The sequence below is a fragment of the Halomonas sp. KAO genome, assembly GCF_015595025.1.
GTDB lineage: Bacteria > Pseudomonadota > Gammaproteobacteria > Pseudomonadales > Halomonadaceae > Halomonas.
This window is the reverse complement of sequence record NZ_JADNRL010000019.1, coordinates 705,667-731,752: the sequence shown is the minus strand read 5'-3', so window position 1 is coordinate 731,752 and position 26,086 is coordinate 705,667. Positions and strand designations below refer to the sequence as shown.

Annotated in this window: 27 protein-coding genes; 13 read left to right on the top strand and 14 right to left on the bottom strand. The window is 66.0% G+C overall.

What is annotated here, in order from left to right; genetic code table 11:
- Nucleotides 1-38: 38 nt before the first annotated feature.
- From IOC61_RS09650 to IOC61_RS09640, 3 genes are all read right to left on the bottom strand, one after another.
- Entirely contained in the window at nucleotides 39-353 is a 315-nt protein-coding gene (locus IOC61_RS09650) for a c-type cytochrome (RefSeq protein ID WP_195688614.1), read from the bottom strand.
- 215 nt (nucleotides 354-568) lie between these two features.
- Nucleotides 569-1,018: an RrF2 family transcriptional regulator gene (locus IOC61_RS09645; RefSeq protein WP_195688613.1), complete on the bottom strand. Its 450-nt coding sequence runs from the start codon at nucleotides 1,016-1,018 to the stop codon at nucleotides 569-571.
- A 32-nt stretch (nucleotides 1,019-1,050) separates the two neighbouring features.
- A complete protein-coding gene (locus IOC61_RS09640; RefSeq protein ID WP_195688612.1) occupies nucleotides 1,051-1,461 on the bottom strand; it encodes a YbaN family protein in 411 nt (136 codons plus the stop codon).
- 294 nt (nucleotides 1,462-1,755) lie between these two features.
- Here IOC61_RS09640 and hemN point away from each other — a divergent pair, with 294 nt between their 5' ends.
- Nucleotides 1,756-3,141 (top strand): oxygen-independent coproporphyrinogen III oxidase, encoded by a 1,386-nt coding sequence (gene hemN / locus IOC61_RS09635; protein ID WP_195688611.1) that lies wholly within the window; start codon nucleotides 1,756-1,758, stop codon nucleotides 3,139-3,141.
- A 186-nt stretch (nucleotides 3,142-3,327) separates the two neighbouring features.
- On the opposite strand, the gene IOC61_RS09630 is transcribed toward hemN, so the two are convergent.
- Nucleotides 3,328-4,245 (bottom strand): AEC family transporter, encoded by a 918-nt coding sequence (locus tag IOC61_RS09630; protein WP_195688610.1) that lies wholly within the window; start codon nucleotides 4,243-4,245, stop codon nucleotides 3,328-3,330.
- A 107-nt stretch (nucleotides 4,246-4,352) separates the two neighbouring features.
- Here IOC61_RS09630 and IOC61_RS09625 point away from each other — a divergent pair, with 107 nt between their 5' ends.
- Complete coding sequence (locus tag IOC61_RS09625; RefSeq protein ID WP_195688609.1) at nucleotides 4,353-4,856, top strand: hypothetical protein; 504 nt, start codon at nucleotides 4,353-4,355, stop codon at nucleotides 4,854-4,856.
- A complete protein-coding gene (locus tag IOC61_RS09620; RefSeq protein ID WP_195688608.1) occupies nucleotides 4,853-5,440 on the top strand; it encodes an SCO family protein in 588 nt (195 codons plus the stop codon). Before IOC61_RS09625 ends, IOC61_RS09620 begins: the two co-directional genes overlap by 4 nt.
- 91 nt (nucleotides 5,441-5,531) lie before the next feature.
- Here IOC61_RS09620 and IOC61_RS09615 read toward each other — a convergent pair whose 3' ends face one another.
- The 7 genes from IOC61_RS09615 to IOC61_RS09585 all read right to left on the bottom strand — a co-directional run bounded on the left by IOC61_RS09615 (nucleotide 5,532) and on the right by IOC61_RS09585 (nucleotide 11,695).
- The gene (locus IOC61_RS09615) at nucleotides 5,532-6,596 is read right to left on the bottom strand and encodes a PHB depolymerase family esterase (RefSeq protein ID WP_311432454.1); all 1,065 of its coding nucleotides are present in this window, start codon (nucleotides 6,594-6,596) and stop codon (nucleotides 5,532-5,534) included.
- Nucleotides 6,589-7,371 carry an FKBP-type peptidyl-prolyl cis-trans isomerase gene (locus tag IOC61_RS09610; RefSeq protein WP_195688606.1) on the bottom strand — a complete coding sequence of 261 codons (783 nt, stop codon included), beginning with the start codon at nucleotides 7,369-7,371 and terminating at the stop codon, nucleotides 6,589-6,591. The genes IOC61_RS09615 and IOC61_RS09610 overlap by 8 nt, the downstream gene beginning before the upstream one ends.
- A 129-nt stretch (nucleotides 7,372-7,500) precedes the next feature.
- Complete coding sequence (locus tag IOC61_RS09605) at nucleotides 7,501-7,941, bottom strand: universal stress protein (protein ID WP_195688605.1); 441 nt, start codon at nucleotides 7,939-7,941, stop codon at nucleotides 7,501-7,503.
- A gap of 17 nt (nucleotides 7,942-7,958) precedes the next feature.
- Nucleotides 7,959-9,242: a TRAP transporter large permease gene (locus IOC61_RS09600; protein WP_195688604.1), complete on the bottom strand. Its 1,284-nt coding sequence runs from the start codon at nucleotides 9,240-9,242 to the stop codon at nucleotides 7,959-7,961.
- A gap of 30 nt (nucleotides 9,243-9,272) precedes the next feature.
- Nucleotides 9,273-9,851 (bottom strand): TRAP transporter small permease, encoded by a 579-nt coding sequence (locus IOC61_RS09595; protein ID WP_195688603.1) that lies wholly within the window; start codon nucleotides 9,849-9,851, stop codon nucleotides 9,273-9,275.
- Between the two features lie 193 nt (nucleotides 9,852-10,044).
- Entirely contained in the window at nucleotides 10,045-11,067 is a 1,023-nt protein-coding gene (gene dctP / locus IOC61_RS09590; protein WP_195688602.1) for a TRAP transporter substrate-binding protein DctP, read from the bottom strand.
- 91 nt (nucleotides 11,068-11,158) lie between these two features.
- A complete protein-coding gene (locus IOC61_RS09585; RefSeq protein ID WP_195688601.1) occupies nucleotides 11,159-11,695 on the bottom strand; it encodes a TIGR02444 family protein in 537 nt (178 codons plus the stop codon).
- A 50-nt stretch (nucleotides 11,696-11,745) separates the two neighbouring features.
- Here IOC61_RS09585 and IOC61_RS09580 point away from each other — a divergent pair, with 50 nt between their 5' ends.
- Complete coding sequence (locus tag IOC61_RS09580; protein ID WP_195688600.1) at nucleotides 11,746-13,698, top strand: ATP-binding cassette domain-containing protein; 1,953 nt, start codon at nucleotides 11,746-11,748, stop codon at nucleotides 13,696-13,698.
- A gap of 223 nt (nucleotides 13,699-13,921) precedes the next feature.
- Here IOC61_RS09580 and dtd read toward each other — a convergent pair whose 3' ends face one another.
- The 3 genes from dtd to thiD form a co-directional block, all read right to left on the bottom strand.
- Nucleotides 13,922-14,359, bottom strand: a complete 438-nt coding sequence (gene dtd / locus IOC61_RS09575) for a D-aminoacyl-tRNA deacylase (RefSeq protein ID WP_195688599.1) — start codon at nucleotides 14,357-14,359, stop codon at nucleotides 13,922-13,924.
- A gap of 60 nt (nucleotides 14,360-14,419) precedes the next feature.
- Complete coding sequence (locus IOC61_RS09570; RefSeq protein ID WP_195688598.1) at nucleotides 14,420-15,265, bottom strand: universal stress protein; 846 nt, start codon at nucleotides 15,263-15,265, stop codon at nucleotides 14,420-14,422.
- 101 nt (nucleotides 15,266-15,366) lie between these two features.
- Complete coding sequence (gene thiD / locus IOC61_RS09565; protein ID WP_195688597.1) at nucleotides 15,367-16,179, bottom strand: bifunctional hydroxymethylpyrimidine kinase/phosphomethylpyrimidine kinase; 813 nt, start codon at nucleotides 16,177-16,179, stop codon at nucleotides 15,367-15,369.
- A gap of 66 nt (nucleotides 16,180-16,245) precedes the next feature.
- Here thiD and IOC61_RS09560 point away from each other — a divergent pair, with 66 nt between their 5' ends.
- From IOC61_RS09560 to nuoI, 9 genes are all read left to right on the top strand, one after another.
- Nucleotides 16,246-16,677 (top strand): YqaA family protein, encoded by a 432-nt coding sequence (locus tag IOC61_RS09560; protein WP_195688596.1) that lies wholly within the window; start codon nucleotides 16,246-16,248, stop codon nucleotides 16,675-16,677.
- A 172-nt stretch (nucleotides 16,678-16,849) separates the two neighbouring features.
- A complete protein-coding gene (gene ndhC / locus IOC61_RS09555) occupies nucleotides 16,850-17,302 on the top strand; it encodes an NADH-quinone oxidoreductase subunit A (protein ID WP_195688595.1) in 453 nt (150 codons plus the stop codon).
- A gap of 36 nt (nucleotides 17,303-17,338) precedes the next feature.
- A complete protein-coding gene (locus IOC61_RS09550) occupies nucleotides 17,339-18,016 on the top strand; it encodes a NuoB/complex I 20 kDa subunit family protein (protein WP_195688594.1) in 678 nt (225 codons plus the stop codon).
- A gap of 94 nt (nucleotides 18,017-18,110) precedes the next feature.
- Nucleotides 18,111-19,898, top strand: coding sequence for an NADH-quinone oxidoreductase subunit C/D (gene nuoC, locus IOC61_RS09545; RefSeq protein WP_195688593.1), 1,788 nt, complete (start codon nucleotides 18,111-18,113; stop codon nucleotides 19,896-19,898).
- A 5-nt stretch (nucleotides 19,899-19,903) separates the two neighbouring features.
- Nucleotides 19,904-20,440, top strand: a complete 537-nt coding sequence (gene nuoE / locus IOC61_RS09540) for an NADH-quinone oxidoreductase subunit NuoE (protein ID WP_195688870.1) — start codon at nucleotides 19,904-19,906, stop codon at nucleotides 20,438-20,440.
- A complete protein-coding gene (locus IOC61_RS09535; RefSeq protein WP_195688592.1) occupies nucleotides 20,437-21,789 on the top strand; it encodes an NADH-ubiquinone oxidoreductase-F iron-sulfur binding region domain-containing protein in 1,353 nt (450 codons plus the stop codon). The genes nuoE and IOC61_RS09535 overlap by 4 nt, the downstream gene beginning before the upstream one ends.
- A complete protein-coding gene (gene nuoG, locus IOC61_RS09530; RefSeq protein ID WP_195688591.1) occupies nucleotides 21,789-24,533 on the top strand; it encodes an NADH-quinone oxidoreductase subunit NuoG in 2,745 nt (914 codons plus the stop codon). Before IOC61_RS09535 ends, nuoG begins: the two co-directional genes overlap by 1 nt.
- Complete coding sequence (nuoH, locus tag IOC61_RS09525; RefSeq protein ID WP_195688590.1) at nucleotides 24,533-25,513, top strand: NADH-quinone oxidoreductase subunit NuoH; 981 nt, start codon at nucleotides 24,533-24,535, stop codon at nucleotides 25,511-25,513. The genes nuoG and nuoH overlap by 1 nt, the downstream gene beginning before the upstream one ends.
- A 17-nt stretch (nucleotides 25,514-25,530) precedes the next feature.
- Complete coding sequence (nuoI, locus tag IOC61_RS09520; protein ID WP_195688589.1) at nucleotides 25,531-26,070, top strand: NADH-quinone oxidoreductase subunit NuoI; 540 nt, start codon at nucleotides 25,531-25,533, stop codon at nucleotides 26,068-26,070.
- The last annotated feature ends 16 nt before the right edge of the window (nucleotides 26,071-26,086 follow it).

The following is a 26,086-nucleotide window of genomic DNA, read 5'->3' as shown; positions in this document are numbered from 1 at the left end:
TATGGTGACCGACCCTCGGCAGAACTTGAGGCTGGCGATCACTCCAGACTGGAGTAATAGGCGGCGATATCGGCGATGTCTTCATCGGAGAGACTCTGGGCCATCGGGGTCATCATGGCGGACATGCCGCCGCCACGCTCGCCGGCACGGTAGGCCTTGAGGCTGCTTTCGAGGTAAGTGGCAGACTGGCCGGCGAGGTTAGGGTAGATGGGGGCGACGGCCATGCCATCGGCACCATGGCAGGCAACGCAGGTGCCGATCTTGCCTTCGCCGGCGGCAGCGTCACCCGCGGCCTGGGTGTTCATGGCCAGGAGGGCACTACCCAGCAGGGTAGCGGCGAGAACCAGTTTCATAGGACATCTCCGGAATGCAACTTCATGCCTGAAAAAGCCCGGTTGTATCGATCAGCCCACCGGGCAGCTGCTGACATCATGCCAGTCGGCATGATGTCAGCGCTTGACGTGCGTCATACTCAGGCTAGACCCCCGAGGAGAAAAAGAAAAATCTAATGGATGTGAGGCTAAAAACGATACTGAGAGCCAAGGGCCGTTCGCCGCGAGATAGGGGCTCACGGGGACGGCGGTTCGTCCAGCTGCAGCAGCTGGATCAGCGGCTGGCGGCGAGGACCCAGCAGGTCCTCCAGGGTGTAGCCATCGAGCACCGCCATGAAGGCGTCCAGGGCCTCGGCAAGGATCTGCTTGAGTCGGCAGGCGGGGGTGATCAGGCACTCGTTGTCGTCGCCGAAACACTCCACCAGGGTCAGGTCGCGCTCGGTGCGACGTATCAGCTCGCCGAGCACGATGCTGTCCGGCTCGCGTCTGAGCAGCAGGCCGCCATGCTTGCCACGAATCGAAGTGATATAGCCGTGGTGGCTGAGGTCCTGGACCACCTTCATCAGGTGGTTGCGTGAAATCTCGAAGCGCTCGGCGATCTCGGTGATGGTGGAGCGCTCTTCACCCTTGACCGCCAGATAGAGCAGCACGCGCAGGGAGTAGTCGGTGAAGCGGGTCAGGTGCATGGCAGAAAGCGTCGCCTCGTATCATGTTCGAATCAGCGTTGGGCCCGGAGGTGGGGCTCGGCGGACGGCGGCGCCGCGTCAGCGGGTCGGCTCAGCACGAAGCCGGCGACCGTAACAAACAGCAACCCCGATGCCACCAGTCCCGGGAGCGGCGCGCCGCCGGCCCACAGCATCGTCCAGCTGACGGTCAGCAGCAGCACCGCTAGAGCCTTGGCGCGTCGTGGTATGGCGCGCCGCTCGCGCCAGGCCAGCAGGGTAGGGCCAAACCGCGGGTGAGAATGCAGCCAGCGCGCCAGGCGCGGCGATCCCTTGGGCGCCGACCAGGCGGCCAGCAGCAGGAAGGGGGTGGTCGGCAGCAGCGGCAGTACCATCCCGGCGGTACCCAGACCGATGCAGCCGTAGGTAAGGCCGCACCAGGCAAGACGCGAAGCGGATCCCGACATGTCATGACCCTCCCTCAACAAAGGAAGCAAGCAGTTAAGCGATAATTCACATGCATTTTAACATCAAAGGCAATGCGAGGGCTGTGCCATGTCAGTGAAAGCTCGCTTCGCGTAGTTAAAATGCCCCATCTGGCGATTGTTCGTTAACGTGCGACGTATTTCAGCTCGCCAAAGAAATTGATCAGGGTCAACTGGCCCTGCATGGGATCCAACGTTTCATCCTCATGCTGGCATACTGCGCACCATCGGGCATTGCCGCGGCGGTGCCAAGGCATTCAACGAGGCCGTTTGACCATGCAAGACCATCAGCTCTTCAATCGTCCCCTGGTCGAGAAATACGATCGTCCCGGCCCGCGCTATACCTCCTATCCCACGGCGCCGCAGTTTCACGCGGCCTTCGCCGAGGATGACTATCGTGCCGCCGCCGAGCGCAGCAATGGTGCCACCGTGCCCAAGCCGCTGTCGGTCTATGTGCATATTCCGTTCTGCAAGAGCCTCTGCTACTACTGCGCCTGCAACAAGATCATCACCCATAACACCGAGCGTGCGGCGGAATATCTGGCCTGGCTGCAGCAGGAGATCCGGGTGCAGGGGGCGCTGTTCGACGAGACCCGACGCATGACCCAGCTGCATCTGGGGGGCGGTACGCCGACCTACCTGAGCAATGACCAGCTCGGCGAGCTGATGGCGAGCCTGGATGCCGCCTTCCACTTCGCGCCGCCCGAGGAGCGCGAGTTCTCGCTGGAGGTGGATCCACGCACGGTGACCCCCGAGCAGATTCACGAGCTCCATGCGCTGGGTTTCAATCGCCTGAGCTTCGGGGTACAGGACTTCGATCCCGACGTGCAGAAGGCGGTCAATCGGGTGCAGAGCGAGGAGGATGTCGTCTCCCTGGTGCATGCCGCTCGCCAGGCAGGCTTCCAGTCGATCAGCGTTGATCTGATCTATGGCCTGCCGCTGCAGACGGTAGCCAGTTTCGATACCACCCTGGACAAGATCATCGCGCTGCGCCCGGACCGGATCGCCACCTACAGCTACGCGCATCTGCCGGAGCTGTTCAAGGCGCAGCGGCTGATACGCCCCGAGGACATGCCGCCTCCGGAGCGCAAGCTGGAACTGCTGGAGCTGACCATTCGACGGCTTACCGAGGCCGGCTACGTCTATATCGGCATGGATCACTTCGCCCTGCCCGATGACGAGCTGACCCTGGCCCGGGAGAACGGCACCCTGCAGCGCAACTTCCAGGGCTACTCCACCCATGCCGACTGCGACATGATCGGCCTGGGCATCACCTCCATCGGCAAGGTAGGCGATACCTACAGCCAGAACGTCAAGGAGACCGCCCAGTATCAGCACCGCCTGCAGGAGGGGCGTCTCGCGGTGTTCCGGGGCTATCGGCTCAGCGACGATGATCGCCTGCGTCGCGACGTGATCAATGCCCTGATGTGCCATAACCGCATCGACTTCGCCGCCATCGAGGCCAAGCACGGCATCGTCTTCCGTGACTATTTCGCCGACGCCCTGGAGGAGCTTCGGGAGATGGCCGATGATGGTCTGCTGGCGATCCGCGATAACGAGATCGAGCTGCTCCCTGCCGGGCGGCTGATGATGCGCAATGCCGCCATGGCCTTCGATGCCTACCTGGCTCATAGCACGGGACGCTACTCGCGCACGGTGTGAACAAAAAAAACCACCCTCGAGGAGGGTGGCGCAAGACCGTGTCTAGCAATGAGAGGGAGAAACCAGGCCAGGAGACTGGCGGGCCCTGCCTGGTGGCGACGCCTCATCAACGCCGCCAATCAAAGAGTAATCGTTCGCGTTTGTGTCGTCAACACAAATGCGAACGCTTTTTATTAATGGCTCATTTCAGGTTCCCGCCATACGCAGCCACAGTGGCAGGGTCGCCATGGCCAGCAGCGTCTGGCCGGTGATCACGGCGGCCATCATCTCGGCATCCCCGCCCAGCTGGCGGGCCAGGATATAGGCCGAGGTGGCGGTGGGTAGCGCGGCGAACAGCAGCACCACATCGCGACTCACCGGGTCGAGCCCCAGCAGCAGTGCCAGTGCCAGTGCCAGTGCCGGCATCAGCGCCAGCTTCACCAGGTGACTTGCCCAGATTCCACGATCGAGGCGTACCAGGGCGGCGGGACGCAGGGCCACGCCCACCGCCACCAGTCCCAAAGGCAGGGCGGCACGCCCCAGCAGTTCCACCGTGGCTTCGCTCCACCCCGGCAGGCCGATGCCGCCGATATTGAGCCCGATGCCGACCAGGCAGGCCAGGATAAGAGGGTTGCGGCCCAGGGCCGCCAGGCTCTTGGCGAGGCTGCCGCGCCCCAGGGTACCGGCGGCGATAAAGCTGGAGACACAGAGGACATTGACCACCGGGACCATCAGCGCCACGGCCACCGCGGCTACCGTGGCTCCCGGGAGACCGTGCAGTGCCGCGGCGCCGGCCACCCCTACATAGGTGTTGAAGCGCAGCGCCCCCTGGAAGGCCGAGGTGAAGGCCGCGGCCTGCATGCCCAGCCAGCCACGCAGCCGCCATAGCACGATGGCGAAGGCGCCCATGGGGCCCAGCAGGGCGATCGCCACACGGGTCACCGGCACCTGGCTGACATCCGCGGTGGCCAGGGTCGCCACCAGCATGGCGGGGAACAGCAGGAAGTAGATCAGTCGCTCCAGCTGTGGCCAGAAGTCGGCACCCGGCTGGCGCAGCCAGCCCAGCACGCTGCCCAGCAGGATTAGCAGGAACAGGGGCCCCAGGGCACCCGCTATGTCCGCCATGTCGGTCTCCTTGGTCTCGTTACCTGCGACATCGTTCCGCAGTCTGCCACAAACGAATGCTGATAAGCTTGCCACTACCGGTTCTCTGTGCGATGACCCCGACCCCTATGCCTGACTCTCCCACGACTGCTTCACGCCCGCCGCTGCTGCGCCTGCTGGTGCTGTTGACCCTGGGCACGGTGGCCATCGCCCTGTGGTTCCTGGTCAGCCACCTGCTGCGTGACATCGGACAGGTGCGCTGGTATCCCGAGTCGCCGGAATGTCAGCTGAGTAGCGGGCCCTGTCTGGCCAGGTTGGGCGAAGAGCGCCAGCTGACACTCGACCTCGGCGTGCGTGGCGAGATACGCGCGCTGCAGCGCTTGCCGCTGGAGGTGTCCCTGCAGGGGGTGAAGGCCGAGCGCGTGATGGTGGACTTCGTCGGACGCGACATGGACATGGGACTGCACCGCTACCCCCTGAGCCTCGGGGCGGATGGCCACTATCGGGGCGAGGGACAGATACCCATCTGTACCGAGGCGGTGATGCCCTGGCGGGCACGGGTGGTTATCGAGACGGCCGATGGTAAGCTCGGGAGCGGGTTTGATTTCGAGGTCAGGGGAGACGCACCATGAAACGCAAGGGAGTCTGGGCCGGGGTGGCATTGATCGTGCTGATGGCGGTGGGCGGTGTCGGCTGGTATCAGCAGCAGCTGACGGCGGGAGTCGACGGCGGCCCCGTCGGCGGGCCGGTAGAGCTGCCCTCGACCCGGGGGGAGTTCAGCCTCGAACACCTGGGCGATGACCAGCTGGCGGTCCTGTTCTTCGGCTATACCCACTGCCCCGATGTCTGCCCCATGAGCCTGGCGGTGGTGCGTCAGGCGCTGGCCGAGCTCGAACCCGCCCAGCGTGAGCGGCTCGTGCCGTTGATGGTCTCGCTGGATCCCGAGCGCGACAGCCTCGCGCGGCTGGAGGAGTATCTGGCGTTCTTCGGCGAGCGCTTTATCGGTGCCACCGGCCGCACGGCCCAGCTCGAGGAGCTGGCCGGGCGCTACGGGGTGGTATGGCGCAAGGTCGATGCGCCGGACTCCGCCATGAATTACACCATCGACCACAGTTCGTCGCTCTATCTGGTCGACCGTGAGGGGGAGATCCAGCGCCGGGTGCTCTATTCCCCCTCCCATCGCGGGCTGCTCGCCGCGCTGCACGACACTCTCTAGTCCTGACCCGTTAGTCCAGCTCTGCTGGCCCGGTTCCGCTAGTCCAGCTCCTCTACCCGGCCTGACCCAGCCTGTGCACCCGCCACCAAGCCTAGCGCGACGGCAGCGCTTCCTGAAGCCGCTCCAGCATGGCCATCAGCGCGCGGGTCTGGGTGCCCTGGCGGCTGTCATGCATGGGGTCGAGCTGCCAGGTGCTCTCCGCATAGCCCCACCAGTCCCAGCATGCCTGCGGGTTGCCCAGGCGCGTCTCGGTCTGTGGGTAGATCACGATACGCCGGTTCTCGGCCGCCCAGGCGTTGAGCCCGGTATGGCTAACGAAGGTGTCGCCGATCTGTTCGGCGGCCATGCCGCAGCCGTGCAGGGCCATGCTGACCTCACAGCCCCCCTCCTCGCAGCCTTCCGGCACGAACAGGTAGCCGGTATCGGCCAGCCCCCTGGCGTCGTAGTCGCCCTGGTCGAAGCGCCGCAGCTCGCCGGCGGCCTCGCCATCGGCGGGCGGCGTCAGGTCACCGTGCAGCCAGTTCAGGGCGTCGCCGGCGATATCGCTGTCACAGGCCAGCAGGTGGGGAGGGCCCGCGTCACGACAGTCGGCCAGCGCGCCGTCATCGGCCTGGCCGAGCGTGGCGTCGACGGGCCAGCCGTGGCCCACATCGGCGTCCTGGCGCCACTGCAGCTGCGAGGGATCGCTTAGCCAGCCCCGAAACTGCTCGACCAGCGCCCCTCCCAGCCGTGGCTCGACCACCTCGTCGGCGCCGCCGTGCCAGACATAGACCCTGAGTGACTCAAGCGCCTCGGCCTCACCGACCAGGTCGCGTTCACGGTAGCCGACAAGGCGTTGCTCCAGGGCCTGCATATCGGGCATGCCGCGTCGGGTGGTCATGCACTGACCCAAGGCCAGACCCAGCGAGCCCTGGGCGCAGGACCAGGGACCCGCGGCGAGCACGCCGAGACCGGCGAAGCGCTCCGGCCAGGCCACGGCCAGCTGGGTCGCCATGTAGCCACCCGAGGAGACGCCGATGACGCTGGCATTCTCGGCGCTGGCGGCCAGGGCCGGGAGCTGCCGGGGAGAAGGGGGCGTATCGGCGAGCAGCGCAGTCGTGGGCAGCGTGGCAAGGATCGCACCGGCCGCCCAGGTGGCCGAGCGAGACTTACTCACTGGCCTGGCTATCGTCGACGGCATCCTCGGCGCCGTCGTCAACGCTCTCTTCTGCCGAGGCTTCGTCGGCGCTGTCGCCGGATGATGCCTGCGCGTCGTTGATGCCGAGCAGCTCGACCTTGAAGGTCAGGGTCTCGTAGGGGCCGATGGGGCCCTGGCCCTGGGCGCCGTAGGCGAGCTCGTGGGGAATGACGATCTCCCAGGTATCGCCCACGCTCATCAGCTGCAGGGCTTCCTGCCAGCCCTCGATCACCTGGTCGACGCGAAAGCTGACCGGGTTGCCGCGCGCATAGGAGCTGTCGAAGACCGTGCCGTCGATCAGGGTGCCCTCGTAATGCACCTCGACGCTGTCCTGGGCGCCGGGGGTGGCGCCGTCACCGGAGGCCAGCTCACGATACTGCAGGCCGGAGTCGGTGGTCTCGACACCTTCGCGCTCGGCATTCTCGGCCAGGTAGGCCTCGCCCTCGGCGCGGTTGGCCTCGGCGGCGGCTTCGGCCTCCGCCTGGCGGGCCGCGGCGGCCTGCTGCTGGAAGGTCATCAGCGCCTCGGCCATCTCCTCGTCGCTCATCTCGAGATCGTCGCCGGCGAAGACGTCCTGGATGGCCTGGGTGAAGGCGTCGACATCGAGGTTCTCGACATCCTGCTGGATGCTCTGGCCCAGGGTCACGCCCAGGCTGTAGCCCAGCTTCTCTTCATCGCTTTCCGGGGCCCCCATTGCCAGGGGCGCGGCACCCAGCAGGGCGGCGAGTGAGGCGGTGGTCAGCAGTCGTTTCATGTGGCTCTCTTGTGATTCCGGCTTGTGGTTCCGGCGCCGGTGGCGCCTGGGATGAATGCGAATCATGGGACTCTAACAGGGCCGTCCCGGTTCCGCATCCGAGCGAAACCGGGACGAAGAGGGGAAGGCTCAGACCACCAGGGTGGGGCAGTGGGCGGAGCCCGCCACGCGCTGGGAGACACTCCCCAGCAGCAGGCTCTTGTCACCGCCGGTGCCCTGGGCACCGATCACGATCAGGTCGCACTCGCGCTTGCGGGCGAAACGCACGATGGTGCGCGAGGGGCGGCCGGCCTTGACGAAGGCGCGCAGCCTGTCGGCGGGCACCCCCATCTCGATGGCCTGATTCTTGGCGTGCACGGCGATCTCGGTGGCGTACTCCTTGAGGACGTCGTGGGGGATCTCCAGCTTGTCGGGCACCATGGAGAGCGATGCCTCGAGCAGGCTATGGTGCTTGAAGACACACAGCAGGTAGAGCTCCGCGCCGGTGAGCAGCTGTAGCCCCACGCCCTTCTCGAGGGCCTTGATTGCACCCTTGGAGCCATCCACCGGGACCAGGATCCGATTGAACATGGTTCTCTCTCCTTGGCTCAGTTGAAGGCCACGTCGCGCAGGAACAGGGCGATCTGCGGGAACATGATCAGCAGTGCCGCGGCCAGTATCAGCATGAAGATAAAGGGCGGTGTCCCCTTGATCACATCCAGGTAGGGGCGCTTGAAGATCGCGATGGCGGTGAAGATGTCACAGCCGAAGGGTGGCGTGGCCGAGCCAATGGCTACCTGCAGGGTGATCAGGATACCCACCAGGACCGGATCGAGGCCGGTGGCGGCGATCGCCGGGGCGAAGATCGGGGTCAGTACCAGGATGACCACGATGGGGTCGACGAACATGCAGGCCACGAAGAAGGAGATGCAGATCGCGATCAGCACGCCGGTGGGGCCTGCCTCGTTGATGCCCACGGCCTCCAGGATCGACTGGGGAATCTGCGCGAAGGAGATGATCCAGGAGAAGCCGTTGCCCGCGGCCACCAGCACGAACACCACCGCGGTGATCAGGCCGGTGGACTTGGCGATCGCATAGATGTGCTGCATCTTCAGCGAGCGGAAGACGACGAACTCCAGGAATACCGCGTAGAGCACACAGGCGGCGGCGGCCTCGGTGGGACTGAAGATGCCCCCATAGATACCGCCGACGATGATTACCGGGAACCCCAGGGGCCACAGTGCCTGACGAACGGCGGTGAATCGCTCGCCCCAGGTCGCTCTGGGCTCGGTAGGGACACCGCGGATCATCGCATAGGCGACGCAGTAGGCCGAGAACATCGCCAGGATCATCAGCCCGGGCCCGATACCGGCGATAAACAGCTCGGCGATGGAGGTCTCGGAGATGACTCCGTAGATGATCATGCCGATGCTCGGCGGAATCAGGAAGGCGATATCACTGGCATTGATGATCAGTGCCAGGGTAAAGGCGTCGGAGTAGCCGGCCTTGAGCATCTTGGGGCGCAGCGGTGAACCCACCGCCACCACGGTGGCCTGGGTGGAGCCCGAGACGGCGCCGAACAGGGTGCAGGAGGTGGCGGTCGAGACCGCCAGGCCGCCCTTTATATGGCCGATGAAGGACATCACCATGGCGATCAGGCGGTCTGCCGACTGGCCGCGGGTCATGATGTCGGCGGCGAGGATGAACATCGGTACCGCGATCAGCGAGGCGGGGCGGATACCGGCCATCATCTGCTGGATCAGGGTATCCATCTGGCCCAGGCCATTGAACATCATGAAGAAGCCGATCACCGCGGCGGTGATCAGCGGGATCATCATCGGAAAGCCCAGCAGCAGCAGGGCGATCATGGTGCAAACCATTATGGTGGTCATTGTGCGTTCCCCTCGGGCCTTAGCCCTGCGTCAGACTTCCGTTTCCGTATCCTTGTAGCCATCCAGCACACTGGTCGACAGGTAGACGTCCCTGGAGGTCATGTTCTTGATGGCAGTCAGCAGGTACTGGATCCCGGTGATCAGAAATCCCAGCGGCGCCCAGACGTAGATCAGCCAGATCGGAAAGCCCAGAGCCGGCAGCACCCTGCCCTTGGACTGCAGGTCGAGGATGTAGACGAGCGAGTAGTAGAGCAGGAAGAACATCACCAGCGCGGTGAACAGGGAGATGATGATCATCAGGGCGCGGCGCCCGCCTACCGGCAGGGCATCGTAGATGGCCGACATGCGGATATGCCGGCCATGGCGTGCCGCATAGCCGATACCGGCGAAGGTGATCATGATGATCAGGATGCGGTTGATCTCGCCGGTAAAGAAGATGCTGTCACCGATCACGAAGCGAGCGATCACGTTGGCGATGGTATTGACGGCCATCAGCAGCACGCCCATGGCCAGCAGCACCGCCTCCAGCTTGCTTATCAGGGTATCGACCGCCCCCAGCGGCCCGGGGAGGCCGGAGCGATAGGCCTTTTCGGCTTCTTCATCTGTCATGGCTGCACTCCCTTCAGCATGCAGTGTGGTAAGACGCGTCTCGACAGTCAGCATACGCCCTGCAGAGCCGCGGCGTGGCTTGAGGGTCAACGCTGGGTGCACGCAGCGCGTCCCCTCAGGCTGTCGTCGTCGTTATAACGAACAGGGGGTGGCCCGAGATGGGCCACCCCCTGAGCATGGCGGTGGGAGGCAGTTACTCCTCGTCGGAGGTCACGGCCTCGAGGTCGGCCTTGAACTGCTCGAGCAGCTCGGCACCGTCTTCGCCGGCCATCTCGACGTAGGCCTCCTCGACCTGCGGCGCGCGCTCGCGCAGCGACTGCATCTGCTCCTCATCCAGGCGAGTGTAGGTGCAGTTGTCGCAGTCCTCCTTGATCTTGTTCAGGGCTTCCTCGGACAGGCCCTGGATGTGTTCGATGGTGTGGTCATAGGCCGCTTCCGAGGCGTCACGTACCAGCTGCTGATCCTCCTCTGAGAGGCCATCGAAGAAGTCCTGGTTGGCCATCATGGCGGTGGTGAACCAGCCGTGGCCGGTGAACACCAGGTTCGGGGATACCTCGTAGAGACCGCCGGACTGAATCCAGAAGATCGGGTTCTCCTGGCCGTCGAGGATACCGGTCTGCAGGGCGCCGTAGACCTCGCCCCAGGGCAGCGGCGTGGGGGTCGCGCCGAAGGCGTTGTAGGTCTCGGAGAGCAGCGGGTTGGTCATCACGCGGATCTTCTTGTTCTCGAAGTCGTCCACGGATTCGATGGGTTCGTCGGTGGTGACCACCATCTCGCCTTCGGGGTACATCTGGAGCAGTTCCAGCCCCTGCTCGGCGTAGAGCTCGGGGAACATCTCGTTGATGGCCTTGCTCTTGTCGAAGAACTCGATGACGGTCTCTTCGTCGGTGGGCAGCAGATAGGGGACGAAGAAGATCTGAGCCTCGGGAATCAGCGAGCCGGTAAAGCCGGGCGACTGATTGACGAACTGCAGGATGCCGTTCTGGGTCTGCTCCATGATGTCATCGGACTCACCGAGCTCGCCGAAGCGGTAGATCTGCACGCTGTGGTCGGAGTTTTCCTCGATATACTCCTTGAAGGCCACGGCGAAGACGTCCTGAACGTCGCCCTCGTACTCCTCGTGGGCATAGCGCCAGTTGTCTGCCATGGCGGCGGAGGTCATGCCGAACATCAGTGCGCCGATACCGGCGGTGGTCAACAGCTTGTGTGACTTCATTCTTGTAGCCCCTTCTGCAGGTTTTGCCCGGGCTCGCAGGAGCTTGCCACAAGGCATCGAGGGAATATTAGATTCACGCGGCTTTTTCAGGCTAGCGTGGGCTCCGGGGAGGGTCAAGGCGCGTCACCAGGCGATTTAGCGTTGAAAGGTGGGCTTTTTTCTGTAGTTGCAGGGCGTCTTGCAGGGTTTTTTCCGCCGGCTGATCGGCGGGGGAAAGCGTCCCCAGTGGGTGGGTCATGGCCAGTGCTTCCAGCCGCGCGAGCGTCTCTCGTTCGGCCTGAAGTTCCGCCTGCTTGAGGGTATCACGTAGCCTGGCCACGCCCTCGAGTGATCCGGCGGCGACCTTGAGCTCGCGGCGCAGGCGCCGCAGCGGCAGGGTGACATCGCGTTGCCAGCGGTGTATCTCGACAAGCGCCGATTCGCAGTCTGGCTGCGGCACGGCGCCATGCCGCAGCAGCCAGCAGCGCCACAGCAGTTCACAGACATCGACCCCGGCGTCGTCCTGCAGCTGCAGGCAGGCAGCCTCGACCCCTTCCCGGGCGTAAAGCGTCAGGGCAAAGGGCCACAGCGGCTCTTCGGCGAGTCGAGCCCGCAGGATGGTCAGCATTTCGGTAGAATCGTCGATCATTGTCCTTTCGCCGCCGCCTCGAGCGGCGGCCACACTCTTGTGGAGCCCGCATGATCGCACTGCGCCAAGTTTCCCTGCAACGCGGCACCCAGGCCCTGCTCGAGGGCGCCGACCTGACCCTGCATGCCGGTCACAAGGCGGGCATCGTCGGCGCCAACGGGGCCGGCAAGTCGAGCCTGTTCAAGCTGCTGCTCGGTGAACTGACGCCGGACCGCGGTGAGATCGAGATGAGCGGCGGGCAGCGCATCGCGCATATGGCCCAGGAGGTGGAGGCGCTGTCGCGCTCGCTGCTCGATCATGTTCTCGATGGTCATACCGAGCTGCGTCGGGCCGAGGCGGCCCTGGCAGAGGCCAGGGAGGCCGGCGACGTCCATCGTGAGGCGGAGCTGCACGGCGTCATCGAGGCGCTGGACGGCTACAGCGCCCCGGCCAGGGCCGCCCAGCTGCTGGTAGGCCTCGGCTTCGCCCAGCAGGATCTGGAGCGCCCTCTATCATCCTTCTCGGGGGGCTGGCGGATGCGCGTCAACCTGGCGCGCACCCTGTTCATGCCCTCCGATCTGCTGCTGCTCGACGAGCCCACCAACCATCTCGACCTGGATGCCCTGCTGTGGCTCGAGCAGTGGCTGACACGCTATCCCGGCACCCTGCTGCTGATCTCTCACGACCGCGATTTCCTGGATGCGGTGTGCGACAGCATCGTGCACTTCGATCGCCGTTCCCTGGTGCTCTACCGCGGCAACTACACCACCTTCGAGCGCACCCGGGCCGAGAAGCTGGCGCTGCAGCAGGCCGAGGCCGCCAAGCAGCAGGCGCGCCGCGAGGAGATCGAGCGCTTCGTGGCTCGTTTCCGCGCCAAGGCCACCAAGGCCCGCGCGGCCCAGAGCCGTCTGAAGATGCTCGAGCGCATGGGCGACATCGCCGTGGCGCATGCCGACTCTCCCTTCCATTTCAGCCTGCCCGCCGCGGACAAGACCTCCCACCCACTGCTGGTGCTGGACGAGGCACGACTGGGCTATCGCCCCAAGGGCGAGGCGCCGGGCACGGAAAAGGTCCAGCTCGACAACGTCAGGCTGACGCTGCTGCCCGGACAGCGCATCGGCCTGCTGGGCCCCAATGGCGCCGGCAAGTCGACCCTGATCAAGACGCTTACCGGTGAGCTTGCGCTGCTCGCCGGCAAGCGCATCGCCGGGGAGCATCTCAAGGTCGGCTATTTCGCCCAGCATCAGCTGGAGGGGCTGGATCTCGCCTCCACCCCCTTCATGCATGTGCAGCGCCTCTCACCTACCGCCAGCGATCAGGAGATCCGCAACTTTCTGGGTGGCTTCGGCTTCCCGGGTGACGATGTCTTCGGTGAGGTGGGGCGCTTCTCGGGGGGTGAGAAGGCGCGCCTGGCGCTGGCCCTGGTGGCCTGGCAGAAACCCAATCTGCTGCTGCTCGATGAGCCCACCAACCACCTGGACCTCGAGATGCGCGAGGCGTTGACCGAGGCGCTGGCGGGTTTCGAGGGCACGGTGATCATCGTCTCTCACGACCGGCACCTGTTGCGTGCCAGCGTGGATGAGTTCTGGCGGGTGGCCGATCACCGGGTGGAGCCCTTCGACGGTGATCTGGAGGACTATCGGCTATGGCTCAAGGCCCGCCTGGAGGGCGAGCGCCGCGAGGCCCGCGGAGAGAGGGAGGAGCGCCAGCTCGACGGGGGCGCGTCGAAGGAGGATCGCAAGGCGTCGCGTCGCGCCGCCGCCGAGCTGCGCGAGAAGCTGCGCCCGCTGAAGAAACAGCGTGATCGCGCCGAGCAGGCCATGGAGAAGGTCCAGGCGGAGCTTGCCGGGGTGGAGGAGGGGCTCGGGGATGCCGAGCTCTATACCGACCCCGCCCGCAAGGAGGAGCTTACCGCGACCCTGGCCCGCCAGGGTGAGCTCAAGTCCCGCCTCGAGGATCTGGAGGCGGAGTGGCTCGCCGCCGAGGAGGCACTGGAAACCATGGAGGCTGAACTCGGTGGCTGAGGTGTCTGTGTCTGGGAGAGCCGGGCAAGCACGAAAAGCGACATATACCCCGGGTTGCTGGCGCAAGCGAAGCGACGTCCGGCGATCGCCAGGGATGGAGAGCGAGGGTCACCCGTGAGGGGTTATGTTGTGACCCGACGGACAGGTCGCGAGCGCAGCGGCAGGGTTTCAAACCGGGGGGCGCGACTCGTGCTTGCACGGTGTGAACAGGCTTGCAGCAGGCTCAGCTTTCGAGCAGAAAGGTCACCGGGCCGTCATTGACCAGCGCGACCTGCATATTGGCGGCGAACTCGCCGCTGGCGACCTTCGGCCAGGCGGCTTCGGCGCGTTCCAGCAGTCGATGGAAGAGGCGGTCGCCATCGGCGGGCGGGGCCGCGCTGGAGAAGCTGGGACGCAGCCCCTTGCGGGTGTCGGCGGCCAGGGTGAACTGGGAAACCAGCAGCAGGCCGCCGTCCACCTGCTGCAGATTGAGATTCATCTTGCCCTCGGCATCGCTGAAAACCCGATAGTGCAGCAGCTTGTGCAGCAGCCGCTCCACGGCGGCCTCGTCGTCTCCCTTCTCCACGCCGACCAGGGCCAGCAGGCCGTGGTCGATGGCCCCGACCACGCTTCCCTCCACCTCGACACTGGCGCGGGTCACGCGCTGAATCAACGCCTTCATCCCTGTCTCCCTGCAATCACGAACGCCGCGCAGGGTATCACATGCCGGTCGAGCCCTCCGCTACCAGGCACGACACAGCATGATGTCGCAGTGGGGCTCGGCCAGCAGCGACTCGGTGATCAGGCTCTGGCGGCCGAGCTGGCCCCGGCTACCCAGCGCCAGCAGATCCGGCGGCTGGTGACGCAGCCGGTTCATCAGCACCTCCAGAGGGGCCCCCTGCTCCAGCACCAGCGCCACCTCGGGCACGTCGTCGAGCTCGGCCATTAGGCGCTCGACCTCGGACTCCAGCTGGGCCTTCAGGCGTGCCACCTCGCGGTCGCGCCAGCGGGCGAAGTCGCTGCGCGAACCCAGCTCACGCTCGCCGGGAATGTCCCAGGCGTGGAGCAGGGTCAGGCGCGATTCGGGGAAGCGCCGCAGGGTCTCGCGCAGGGTGTGCCGGGAGGTGAGCGAGAAGTCCATGGGCAGCAGGACCTCTTGCCAGTCCTGGTTGGCGGTGTGGCTCACCGAGAGCACCGGGCAGGGGGCGCTGCGCAGCACCCGGGCCAGGGTGGTTCCGGCAACAAGGTCGGGCTGGCCGCGCTTGCGGTGGGCACCCAGCACGATCATGTCCACCTCGCGCTCGTGGGCTTCGCGGATGATCTCGGCGAAGGGGGTGCCGGTGACCGTCTGCAGCAGCACCCGCGGCTCCGGAAGGGCATACTCCTCGCGGATATCGGTGAGGGTGGCCTGCATGTCGGCTACCACGGCCTCCTCCAGGTCGTGAAGCACGCGGCGAGGCAGGTAGGGGTCGAGCACGTGGAGGACATCGAGGCGTGAACCCTGCTCGGTGGCCAGGCGAATGGCCCTGGCGAAGGCGGCACGGTTCTCGGCCGAGAGGTCGCAGGCGAACAGCAGGGTCGAGTTCATGACGGCTCCTGGGCGTGGCGCCACGGCGGTGTAGATCTTTAGCATGGGAGGCCTCGGCCATTGCTGCAAGGCGTGCGGCAAGGCCGAGGCACCGAAGGGGGTTACCACCAGGCGTGGAAGTGGTGCACCGGTCCATGGCCGTGGCCCACCCCCAGGCGTCGACTGGCGGCCAGCGCCTCGCCCAGCCAGCGCTTGGCCGATGCCACCGCTTCCTGGAGGGTGTCGCCCCGCGCCAGATGCGCGGTGATCGCCGAGGAGAGCGTGCAGCCGGTGCCGTGGAGGTTGGTGGTATCGACCCGGGCCCCCTCGATCCAGGTGGCCGCCTCGTCGGTGACCAGCAGGTCGGGGCACTCCTCGCCGCGCAGGTGCCCCCCCTTGAGCAGGGTGGCGCCGGCCCCCAGCTCGCGCAGGGCGGGGGCCATGGCCAGCATGCCGGTGCGGTCGATCGGAGCGGGGAGGCCCAGCAGCACCGCGGCCTCGGGCAGGTTGGGAGTGATCAGGTCGGCCTGGGGTACCAGGACCTCGCGCACCGCGCGGATGCCGGCGTCGTCCACCAGGATATCGCCGCTCTTGGCCACCATCACCGGGTCGAGTACCACCCAGCGAGGCCGGCGTTGCGCCAGGCTGTCGCGGATCACCTCGGCGACCTCGAGGCTGGCCACCATGCCGATCTTCGCCGCATCGATGCGCACGTCGTCGAGCAGGGTCGCGAGCTGAGCGGCGATAAAGTCGGCGGGCACCGGGTGAACCCCGCTGACGCCACGCGTGTTCTGGGCGGTCAGGGCGGTAATGACGCTGGTAGCATAGGCGCCCAGCGCCGAGAAGGTCTTGAGGTCGGCCTGGATGCCGGCGCCGCCACTGGGGTCGGCGCCGGCGATGGTCAGGGCATTGGGAATCCGGTCTGAGAGGGTCATCGTCGTTATGTCATCACAGGGTCATTGGAGACTTGCCAGCCTACTGCAAGGGCAGTGGGGTAGGCCATGCTGAGCCTCTTTCTGGTGGCCCTGGCCAGTGCCACCCTGCTGCCCGGTGGCTCCGAGGTATGGCTGGCCCGTCTGTGGTGTCTGGAACAGCCGGCCCTGGCGCTATGGGCGGTGGCCACCGCCGGCAATACCCTGGGCAGCCTGGTCAATGTGGCCCTGGGCCGCTACGCGCGCCACTTCCAGGGACGTCGCTGGTTTCCCGCCTCGCCGGCGAGCCTGGCGCGGGCGGAGCGCTGGTACCAGCGCTTCGGCGAATGGAGCCTGCTGGCCTCCTGGGCGCCGGTGATAGGTGATCCGCTCACCGTGCTGGCGGGCCTGTTCAGACTATCCTGGTGGCGGGCCACCCTGCTGATCGGGCTGGCCAAGGCGGGGCGCTATGCGCTGGTACTGTGGCTCGCCGAGGCCTGGCTGGCCCCGCTGTGCAGATAGGGGAGGGCACGGTCGCTGGAAAATCTCCCATCTTCTCCTAAGCTGATGGCGAGAATACGTAAGGCTGCTACTTATGCTGCCAGGCAACATGGTGGATGTGCCGGATCGTTCAGACGACATGGCATGAAGGTGGCATAGGCAGGGAAGCAGCGGATTTAGCGAGGAAGCGTGCATGGATCAGGAGACAGCGTTGATGGCCGAATACTGGGGCATTGGGTTCTTCATCCTGGCGGTCTTCGTTCTGTGCGCCTTCATGATCGGTATGTCCGCCATGCTGGGGGGGCGTAGCCGGGGTCGCAGCAAGGCACTACCCTTCGAGAGTGGCATCGTCGGCGCCGGCAGCGCCCGGCAGCGCTTTTCCATCCAGTTCTATCTGGTTGCCATGCTGTTCGTGATCTTTGACATCGAGGCGGTCTTCCTGTTCGCCTGGGCGGTATCCGTGCGCGAGGTCGGCTGGGCCGGGTTCTGGGGGGCGGCACTCTTCATTCTTATCCTGCTGGCGGGGCTGGTCTATGACAGCCGTGTCGGCGCGCTCAGCTGGGCCCCCAGGGGCAGCGATGGCATGCACCGTAGCGATCCGGCTCGGGTGCGACACTCGCCCGACGCCACACGCGAATCCGCCTAGCGGGACTCCACTCTTTGGATTTCAGGGGAGACATCGATGACGTACACCCTGACTCGGGCCGACGACGCCGTCGCCGAGGAGGCGCGCTACCCCTTGGAGAAGCGCCAGCACGTCGCGGACCCGATGCGTGAGCAGGTCCATCGCAGCGTCTTCACCGGCAAGCTCGAGGAGGTGCTGAACTCGACGGTCAACTGGGGACGCAAGCACTCGCTGTGGCCCTACAACTTCGGTCTCTCCTGCTGCTATGTCGAGATGACCAGCGCCTTCACGGCACCCCACGATATCGCCCGCTTCGGCGCCGAGGTGATCCGCGCCTCGCCGCGCCAGGCGGACTTCATGGTCATCGCCGGCACCTGCTTCGTGAAGATGGCACCGGTCATCCAGCAGCTCTACGACCAGATGCTCGAGCCCAAGTGGGTGATCTCCATGGGCTCCTGCGCCAACTCCGGCGGCATGTACGACATCTACTCGGTGGTGCAGGGAGTCGACAAGTTCCTGCCGGTGGACGTCTACGTGCCGGGCTGCCCGCCGCGCCCCGAAGTCTTTCTGCAGGGGCTGCAGCTGCTTCAGGACTCGATACAGGAGGAGCGTCGGCCGCTCTCCTGGGTGGTCGGCGATCAGGGCGTATATCGTGCCGAGATGCCGTCCCAGCGTGAGAGGAACCGCGAGCGACGCATCCAGGCGACGCAGCTGCGCACGCCGGACAGCGTCTAGGGGGCACCTGCAACCTGCTTCACGACAGCCTGGGCAGGCTATGGATCGGCATGCCTTACCGTCATGACTTCAGGACGAGGGGATCTCTACCAGGATGAACGTCGACCACACCGACACCCGTGCAACATCCGCTCTCGATGGCCGAGCCGGCTCGCTGGTCGAGAGGCTGAGCGAGCGCTTCGGCGCGCAGCTGCTCCACGAGCAGGCCACCCTGACCGGCATGCCGGTGCTCTGGGTGGCACGGGAGGCGCTGCTCGAGGTGTTGGAGACGCTGCGCGCTGCACCGGAGTCTTTCGAGATGCTCTTCGATCTCTCTGCCACCGACGAGCGCCTGCGAGAGCATCGGGCGGCACCGCCGGCGGCGGACTTCACCGTCTTCTACCAGCTGCTGTCGGTTTCGGGGAATCGCGACATCATGCTCAAGGTCGCCCTGGACATGGACGACCTGCGTCTGCCCAGCGCGGCGGGCCTCTACCGCAACGCCAACTGGTATGAGCGGGAAGTCTGGGACATGTTCGGCATCCGCTTCGAGGGCCATCCCAACCTTTACCGCATCCTGATGCCGCCGACCTGGAACGGCCACCCGCTGCGCAAGGATCATCACGCCCGGGCCACCGAGTTCGACCCCTACACCCTGACCGTGGAGGGGCAGGACCAGGAGCAGCAGGCGCTCAAGTTCGATCCCGAGGCCTGGGGGATGCGGCGCCAAAACGAGAACACGGAGTTCATGTTCCTCAACCTGGGGCCCAATCACCCCTCCGCTCACGGCGCCTTTCGCATCGTGCTGCAGCTCGACGGCGAGGAGATCATCGACTGCGTGCCGGATATCGGCTATCACCATCGCGGCGCGGAGAAGATGGGGGAACGCCAGTCCTGGCACAGCTTCATCCCTTATACCGACCGTATCGACTACGTGGGCGGGGTGATGAACAACCTGCCCTACGTGCTGGCGGTGGAGAGGCTCGCGGGGATCGAGGTGACCGAGCGCGCCCGGACCGTGCGGGTGATGATGGCGGAGCTGTTTCGCATCACCAGCCATCTGCTGTTCCTGGGTACCTATCTTCAGGACCTCGGCGCCATGTCGCCGGTCTTCTATACCTTCACGGATCGCCAGAAGGGCTACGAGGTGATCGAGGCGATCACCGGCTTTCGCATGCATCCGGCGTGGTTTCGTATCGGCGGCCTGATGCAGGACCTGCCCAAGGGCTGGGACCGGCTGATGCAGGAATTCGTCGACTGGATGCCCGCCCGTCTCAGGGAGTACGAGCGGGTGATGATGGAAAACTCCCTGGTGCGCGATCGCACCAAGCATGTTGCCGCCTTCGATACCGCCAATGCCCTGGCCTGGGGCGTCACCGGCCCCAATCTGCGTGCCACCGGCTGCGACTTCGATCTGCGCAAGAAGCGCCCCTACTCGGGCTACGAGAACTTCGACTTCGAGGTGCCCCTGGGCCACAACGGCGACGCCTTCGATCGTGGCCAGCTGCGCATCGAGGAGATGCGCCAGAGCGTGCGGATCATCCAGCAGTGCATCGACCATATGCCGGCGGGAGACTACAAGGCGGATCATCCCCTGACCACGCCGCCGCCACGCGAACGCATGCTGCAGCATATCGAGACGCTGATCACCCACTTCCTGCAGGTCTCCTGGGGGCCGGTGCTGCCGGCCAACGAGTCGCTCTCGATGGTCGAGGCGACCAAGGGTATCAACGGCTACTATCTGACCAGTGACGGCGGCACCATGAGCTACCGCACGCGTATCCGCACGCCGAGTTTCCCGCACCTGCAGCAGATGCCCGAGCTGATGCGTGGCGGCTTCGTGCCGGACCTGATCGCGCATCTGGGCAGTATCGATTTCGTCATGGCCGACGTGGACCGCTGATCATGATGTCGCAGATACCTTCTTCCTCCGCCGCCGACACCGTCGACACCGTCGATACCATCGCTACCGATGGCTTCCAGCTCCATGAGGAGGATCGGCGCGCCATCCTCGAGGAGCGCGGGCGCTACGAGCAGCCCCGGGCGGCCTGCATCGAGGCGCTGAAGATCGTGCAGCGCCGCCATGGCTGGGTGCCGGACGGCGCCATCGTTGCCATCGCTGAGACGCTGGGGGTCGGTGCGGGAGAGGTCGAAGGCGTGGCGACCTTCTACAGCCTGATCTTTCGTCAGCCGGTGGGACGCCATGTGATCCTGGTCTGCGACAGCAGCGCCTGCTTTTTGACCGGCTTCGAGGCGCTCAGCGCCGCCCTGAGCCGGCGTCTCGGTATCCACTTCGGTCAGACCACCGCGGACGGGCGCTTCACCCTGCTGCCGGTATGCTGCCTGGGCGCCTGCGACCGCGGGCCGGCGATGGTGATCGACGAGGACACCTTCGGTCCCATCGCGGCGGACGTTCTGGAGGAACTCCTGGAGGCCTATCCATGAACGCGATACCCAGGGATTCCCGGCTGCGCTATCGCTGCCAGCTGCGCCAGGGTGCCGAGGAGCGCCGCGCCGATACCCATCCGCTGACCTGGCGGCTGCGCGAGGATGGTGCGCGGGTCGGTTTCGAGGAGTACCGCGAGAAGGAGGGCTATCGGGGCGCGGCATACACCCTCGAGCGCTGCACGCCCGACGAGGTGATCGATACCATGAAGCGGGCCAACGTGCGCGGTCGCGGAGGCGGCGGCTTCTCCGCCGGCGTCAAGTGGAGCCTGACCCTGGTGGGCGATCAGCTGCCTCGCGGCTATCTGCTCTGCAACGCCGATGAGATGGAGCCGGGCACCTTCAAGGATCGCCTGCTGTTGGAGCAGCAGCCGCATCTGCTGATCGAGGGCATGATCATCGCCGGCTACGCCAATCGTTCCCGGTACGGCTACATCTTCCTGCGCGGCGAGTACGTCGAGGCGGCGCGCTCTCTGGCCCTGGCCCTGGAGGAGGCGCGGGAGGCCGGCTGGCTGGGTGAAAGCGTCAACGGCAGTGGCTTCGACTTCGATATCGCCCTGCATACCGGTGCCGGACGCTACATCTGCGGCGAGGAAACCGCCCTGATCAACTCCCTGGAGGGCAAGCGCGCCAATCCCCGGACCAAGCCGCCGTTTCCCGGCCAGTCCGGCGCCTGGGGCAAGCCCACGGTGGTCAACAACGTCGAGACCCTGTGCAACGCCCCGGGTGTCATGCAGCACGGCGCGGAGTGGTACCAGGGCTTGTCCGACGGCCTGAGCGAGGATGGCGGCACCAAGCTTTACGGTGTCTCCGGTCTGGTCGAGCGCCCCGGGCTCTGGGAGTTGCCCATCGGCACCCGCGGCCGGGAGATCCTCGAGCGCGCCGGGGGCATGCGTGAGGGCCATACCCTAAAGACCTGGCTACCCGGCGGCGGCAGCACCGGCTTCCTGCTCCCGGAACACCTCGAGCTGCCCCTGGACTTCGATACCGTCGGCGACCACGGCAGCCGTCTGGGCACCGGCCTGCTGACGGTGGTCAGCGAGCGTCAGAGCATCGTGGCGCTGCTGCGCAATCTCGAACAGTTCTTCGCCCGGGAGTCCTGCGGCTGGTGCACCCCCTGCCGCGACGGCCTGTCCTGGGTCGTCAAGCTGCTTCAGGCCCTTGAGCGCGGCGAGGGCGAGCCGGGGGACATCGAGCTCCTCGAGCAGCACGCCACGGATCTGGGGCCGGGGCAAACCTTCTGTGCCCACGCCCCGGGGGCGGCGATGCCGCTGGAGTCGGCGATCCGCCACTTCCGGGCGGACTTCGAGGCCGGCATTGTCCATTCGGTGCTTGAGGGGGGGAGCTGATGGCGACGATTCATGTGGGTGGCAAGGCCTACGAGGTGGACGGGTCGGACAATCTGCTGCACGCCTGCCTCTCCCTGGGGTTCGACATTCCCTACTTCTGCTGGCATCCGGCGATGGGCAGCATCGGCGCCTGCCGCCAGTGCGCGGTCAAGCAGTACAAGGATGCCGACGACACCCAGGGCAAGATCGTGATGTCCTGCATGACCCCGGCCGCGGACGACAGCTGGATCTCCATCGATGACGCGGAGGCCAGGGCGTTTCGTGCCCAGGTGGTGGAGTGGCTGATGACCTACCATCCCCACGACTGTCCCGTCTGCGAGGAGGGTGGCCACTGTCATCTGCAGGACATGACGGTGATGACCGGCCACAATCGGCGCCGCTATCGTTTCCGCAAGCGCACCCACCGCAACCAGTATCTGGGCCCCTTCATCGCCCACGAGATGAATCGCTGCATCAACTGCTACCGCTGCGTACGCTTCTACAATGACTATGCCGGTGGCACCGATCTGGGTGTCTTCGGCACGAGCAACAACCTCTATTTCGGGCGCCATCGGGAAGGCATCCTGGAGAGCCCCTTCTCCGGCAACCTGGCCGAGGTCTGTCCCACCGGGGTCTTCACCGACCGGACGCACTCGAACCGCTACGTCCGCAAGTGGGACATGCAGTTCGCGCCCAGCATCTGCCACCAGTGCGCCCTGGGCTGCAATATCAGCCCGGGGGAGCGCTACGGCGAGATTCGCCGTATCGTCAACCGCTACCATGGCGATCTCAACCGCTACTTCCTCTGCGATCGAGGGCGCTTCGGTTACGGCTACGTCAATCGCGCCGATCGGCCTCGCCGGCCTGAATGGCGCAGCGGGCATACCGCCGATATGGTCACCCTGGAAGTGGACCCATCCCTGGACCGCGGCGCGGACCTGCTGCGCAGCGCCGAGCGGGTAATCGGCATCGGCTCGCCGCGGGCCAGCCTGGAGAGCAACCATCAGCTGATCGAGCTGGTCGGCGAGGAGAACTTCTCCAGCGGTATCGCCGCCCGGGAGCAGGCATGCCTCACGCGCATGGCGGAGCTGGAAGTCTCCTGCGGCCTGCCGGTTCCCACCCTGCGCCAGGTGGAGGAGCACGATGCGGTGCTGGTGCTGGGAGAGGACCTGCTGCACAGTGCCGCGCGTCTGGCGCTGGGGGTGCGTCAGGCGGTGCTGGGGATTCGTGATGAGCTGGCCGAGGAGCGCGGCATTTCGGCCTGGAACATCGAGGCCGTCAAGACCCTGGCTCAGGACAGCCGCCATCCACTGTTCATCGCCTATCCCGCCGCCACCGAGCTGGACGCCATCGCCGCGGACCGCTGGCAACTGACGCCTCAGGACATCGCGCGACTGGGTTTCGCCATCGCTCATGCCATCGATGCCAGCGCGCCTCGTGTGGAAGGGCTCGATGCTGCCCTGGAGGCATCGGCCCGGGCGGTGGCCGACCAGCTGCTGAAAGCGACGAAGCCACTGGTGATTAGCGGCGGCTCTCTGGAGTCCACGCGGGTGCTGGATGCCGCCGGCAGCATCGCCCGGGCGCTCTCGCGACGCGCCAGGAGCGCCGGCCTGATGCTGGTGCGCCGCGAGGCCAACAGCACCGGTGCCGCCCTGCTCGGCGGCCGGCCCCTGGAGTGGGCCCTGGACGAGGTCGTGACGGGCCGCGCCGACGCCCTGGTGGTACTCGAAAACGACCTCTACGCGCGCCTGCCCCAGGCCCGGGTGGAGGCCGCCCTGGATGCCGTGGAGGAGCTGGTGGTGCTGGACCATCAGCGCACTCCCACCTGGCAGCGGGCCAGGCTCGGGTTGCCCGCGACGAGCTTTGCCGAGGGCAGCGGCACCCTGGTCAACCTGGAGGGGCGTGCGCAGCGCTTCTTCCAGGTCTTCGATCCGCGTCATCTGCGTCCGGAAAGCCGCCTGCACGATGGCTGGCACTGGCTGCACGCCCTGCGCACCAGCCTGTATCGGGAAGTCGCCAGCGCTATTACCCTGGATGAGGTCACCGCGGCCTGCGCCCGTCGCCACCCCGCCCTGAAAGGCATCCTCGACGCGGCCCCGGGGGGCGATTATCGCGTGGCGGGCAGCCGCCTGGCCCGGGCGCCGCACCGCTACAGCGGTCGTACCTCCATGCGCGCCGACATCGAGGTGAGCGAACCGCGCGTCCCTCAGGACAAGGATTCGCCCTTCGCCTTTTCCATGGAGGGCTACAGCGGCGTGGCGCATCCGCGCCGGGAGATCCCCTTCGCCTGGGCACCGGGCTGGAACTCGCCCCAGGCCTGGAACAAGTTTACCGATCAGGTGGGCGGGCATCTGCGCGGTGGAAATCCGGGCGTGCGTCTGGCCGTGCCGCGTCTCGGCGCCCATGACGACGATCCCGATATTCCCGAGGCGTTCGTCGCCACGCCGGGGGAGTGGCGGGTGCTGGTGCTGCCGCGGCTGTTCGGCGGCGAGGAGACCTCGGCCCTGGCCGCGCCCATTCGCGAGCGCGCCGGCCCTCCTAAGCTGGGCCTGAGCGAGCGGGACGCGCAGCGGCTGGGGCTCACCGAGGGTAGCCCGGTCACGCTGGCGAACGCCAGCGCCCGGCTGACGCTGCCGCTGTGCTGCAATCAGCAGCTGCCCGATGGCGTGGTGAGCCTGCCGGCGGGCGTGACCCAGGAGTTCGCCAGCGGCGACAAGGCGCGAATCGAGGCGCCCGACACGGTGACCGCCGAGGAGAAGCGCTGATGGAGTGGCTGACCCCACAAGTCGTCGCCATCGTCCTGGCCATGCTGCAGGCGCTGGTGATCCTGCTCGCCGCGGTGCTGGCCGGGGCGGTGCTCACCGTGGTGGAGCGGCGCCTGCTGGGTCTGTGGCAGGACCGCTATGGCCCCAATCGCGTCGGACCCTTCGGCTCGCTGCAGCTGATCGCCGACATGATCAAGATCTTCTTCAAGGAGGACTGGATTCCGCCCTTCGCGGATCGGCCGATCTTCGTGCTGGCGCCGGCCATCGCCATGGCCTCGCTGCTGCTCTCCTTCATCATCATCCCTATCACCCCCGGCTGGGGCGTGGCGGACTGGAACATCGGCCTGCTGTTCTTCCTGGCCATGGGCGGCATCAATGTCTATTCGGTGTTGCTGGGCGGTTGGGCCAGTGGCAACAAGTATGCGCTGATCGGCGCCATGCGCTCCTCGGCCCAGACGATCTCCTACGAGATCTTCATGGGGCTGTCGCTGATGGGGGTCGTCGCCATGGCCGGCTCCTTCAACCTGCGCGAGATCGTCAACGCCCAGCAGGGGCTGTGGTATGTCATTCCGCAGTTTCTGGGGTTCTGCAACTTCCTTGTCGCCGGCTTCGCGGTGGTGCACCGCCATCCCTTCGACCAGCCGGAGGCGGAGCAGGAGCTGGCGGACGGCTACCATATCGAATACTCCTCCATGAAGTTCGGCATGTTCTTCATCGGCGAGTATGTCGGCATGCTGCTGATCTCGGCGCTGGTCGTCACCCTGTTCTTCGGCGGCTGGCACGGCCCGCTGCTGCCGCCCATCGTCTGGTTCGTGATCAAGACCGGCGTCTTCCTGGTGCTGTTCATCCTGGTGCGGGCCGCGCTGCCCCGGCCGCGTTACGACCGGGTGATGACCTTCGGCTGGATCGTCTGCCTGCCGCTGACGCTGATCAACCTGCTGGTGACCGGCGCGGTCATCCTGCTCGTCGCGCCGGCCTGATAGGAGGAGGAGTTGCCATGTACAAGGGGCTTTTGAAAGGCATTGGCTCTCAGCTGCGTACCCTGAGCACGATCTTCATGCACGGCTTTCGCAAGCGCGAGACCCTCAGCTATCCGGAAGAAGAGGTCTATCTGTCGCCGCGCTATCGCGGGCGCATCGTGCTGACCCGAGACCCGGACGGCGAGGAGCGCTGCGTGGCCTGCAACCTGTGCGCCGTGGCCTGTCCGGTGGACTGCATCGCGCTGCAGAAGGGCGAGCAGGAGGACGGCCGCTGGTATCCGGAGTTCTTCCGCATCAACTTCTCGCGCTGCATCTTCTGCGGGATGTGCGAGGAGGCCTGCCCGACCTCGGCGATCCAGCTTACCCCCGACTTCGAGATGGGCGAGTACCGTCGCCAGGAGCTGGTCTACGAGAAGGAGGACCTGCTGATCAACGGCCCGGGCAAGGATCATGACTACCACTTCTACAAGGTGGCGGGCCTGGCCATCGCCGGCAAGCAGAAGGGCCAGGCGCAGGATGAGGAGGAGCCGGTCGACGTCACCAGCCTGCTGCCATGAGGGGCGAATCCGACAA